Origin of the sequence: uncultured Devosia sp., assembly GCF_913055165.1 — a bacterium.
Lineage (GTDB): Bacteria > Pseudomonadota > Alphaproteobacteria > Rhizobiales > Devosiaceae > Devosia.
Genome location: NZ_CAJXJS010000120.1, coordinates 1 through 2,369, shown reverse-complemented (window position 1 = coordinate 2,369; position 2,369 = coordinate 1). Strand labels below are relative to the sequence as shown.

Here is a 2,369-nt window from a genome sequence, read left to right as displayed (position 1 = left end):
TTATCAGCCATACTACCTATCGTCTTTCGTCCTGTTCCGCGGGCAAAAGCACACCGGTAGCCGCGGAGCGGCCGGTGTGGTCCTGCGTCGCTGGGGCGATGTAGCGGGCCAGCCTAATGGCCTTTTCCACCGCCGATTGGGCTGCCGCCCCTGTCGTGAGGGCAGCATGTATCACATTTTCCAGTCCAAGTGCCAAACCCATTTGCGCACTTGAGAGCGATTCAAAATGCGGCACGTCCGGACCGGTCAATCCAGCCTCGCGTCTCGCATGGTTGAGGGCCCGCAAAGCCCCCAGCATCTTGTTGCGGCCATCCTCTGCCGCGTCACTGGCCGTCAGCAGGGCAAGGGCTTCTCCGGACTGCAGAACGCCCTTGACCTTGGTGGCACCGGTTACGAACTGCCCGGCCTTGCGGGCCATGCCCAGTGCCGCCAGCAGACGCTGCTCGAGCCTGAGCCGGGTGAGATCGGCCAGATCGTCCGCCACCAGCACCTGCGCCTTGAGACTGCGCGCAAAGGCCTTTTTCTTCACCGCCTCGGCCACCGCCGCGTGGCTCAGCGTGATCCACACGCCACGCCCCTCGGCGCGAGCCTCCACATCGGGCACCACCACGCCGTCGGGGCTGACCACGAAACGCACCAGCGCCTCGACCGGCATTTCTGCCCGGGTCAAGGCACAGGTTCTAACCATGTCCGCGCTCCGGGCCAATGCCGGGTGCTCCCAAAGGGGCGGTCCTTAGACCGCCTGCTCCTCTGAGAAACCTTCGCCATCGTCTTCGACGGCCAGGTCTTCGGCACTGATCCAGCCTGCCCTGATGCGGGCCTGCATGATCATGTCCTCGGCTTCCTCGCGGGATACGGGGAAGTCCTTGAAGGTGCCTTCAAAGCGCTTGGTCTCACCATCCTTGCGTTCGGTCCAGCCGACCAGATCGTCGGCGGCACAGCCGGCGAAGTCCTCGACCGACTTGATGTCTTCCTGACCCAGCGCCACCAGCATGGCGGCATTGAGGCCGGCGATTTCATAAAGCTCGTCCTCGACGCCCAGCGTCTTGCGTTCCGCGTCGTACTTCGCCTCGATCTCGGCCAGATATTCGGCGGCACGGTTCTGGATTTCCGAGGCGGTTTCCTCGTCGAACCCTTCAATGGAGGCAATTTCCTCCGGTTCGATATAGGCCAGTTCCTCGACCGAGGAGAAGCCTTCCGAAGCCAGTAGTTGGGCAACCATCTCGTCAACGTCAAGGGCCTGCATGAACAGGGTCGAACGTTCGGTGAATTCCTTCTGGCGCCGTTCGCTCTCTTCCTGCTCGGTCAGGATGTCGATATCCCAGCCGATCAGCTGGCTCGCGAGGCGCACGTTCTGGCCGCGGCGGCCGATGGCGAGGCTCAGCTGCTCGTCGGGCACCACGACCTCGATGCGCTCGGCCTGTTCGTCGAGCACCACCTTGGCGACATCGGCCGGCTGCAGCGCCGAGACCACCAGGTCCGCGATATTGTCGGTCCAGGGAATGATGTCGATCTTTTCGCCCTGCAGTTCGGCGACGACCGCCTGCACGCGGGAGCCGCGCATACCCACGCAGGCGCCGACCGGATCGATCGACGAATCATTGCTGGTCACCGCGATCTTGGCGCGCGACCCCGGATCGCGGGCAATCGAGCGGATGGTGATCACGCCATCGTAGATTTCCGGCACTTCCTGCATGAACAGCTTGGCCATGAACTGCGGATGGGTGCGCGAGAGAAAGATCTGCGGGCCGCGCTGTTCGCGCCGCACGTCATAGATATAGGCGCGCACGCGGTCGCCATAGCGGAACATTTCGCGCGGGATCAGTTCATCGCGGCGGATGATGGCTTCGCCGCGTCCCAGATCAACGATCACATTGCCGTATTCGACACGCTTGACCGTGCCGTTGACGACTTCGCCGACGCGGCCGGAATATTCCTCGAACATGCGGTCGCGTTCGGCGTCACGCACCTTCTGCACAATGACCTGCTTGGCCGACTGGGCGGCGATGCGGCCAAATTCCATGGGCGGCAGCGGTTCGGTCAGGAAGTCGCCGACCTTGGCGGTCGGGTTCTTGACCTGGGCCAGCTTGAGATTGACCTGGCGGGAAGGTTCCTCGACCTCGTCCACGATCTCGAGCAGGCGCCACATGCGGGTTTCGCCCGAACGCGGATTGATCTCCACCTTGATCTCGGTCTCGGCGCCATAGCGGCCCTTGGCGGCCTTTTCCATGGCGTCCTGCATGGCCTCGATCACCACCATGCGATCGATATTCTTTTCGCGGGCGACGGAATCGGCAATCTGCAACAGCTCAAGGCGGTTCGCGCTAACGGCCATTTCAGTTCTTCTCCTCAGAGACTTCTTCAGTGTC

2 protein-coding genes are annotated in these 2,369 nt (G+C 62.8%); both read right to left on the bottom strand.

Annotated elements, in window-relative coordinates; all coding sequences use genetic code 11:
* Positions 1-16 precede the first annotated feature (16 nt).
* Positions 17-688 carry an RNA-binding protein gene (locus QZ564_RS19140; protein WP_297113562.1) on the bottom strand — a complete coding sequence of 224 codons (672 nt, stop codon included), beginning with the start codon at positions 686-688 and terminating at the stop codon, positions 17-19.
* A 45-nt stretch (positions 689-733) separates the two neighbouring features.
* The gene (nusA, locus tag QZ564_RS19135) at positions 734-2,335 is read right to left on the bottom strand and encodes a transcription termination factor NusA (RefSeq protein WP_297113559.1); all 1,602 of its coding nucleotides are present in this window, start codon (positions 2,333-2,335) and stop codon (positions 734-736) included.
* Positions 2,336-2,369 lie beyond the last annotated feature (34 nt).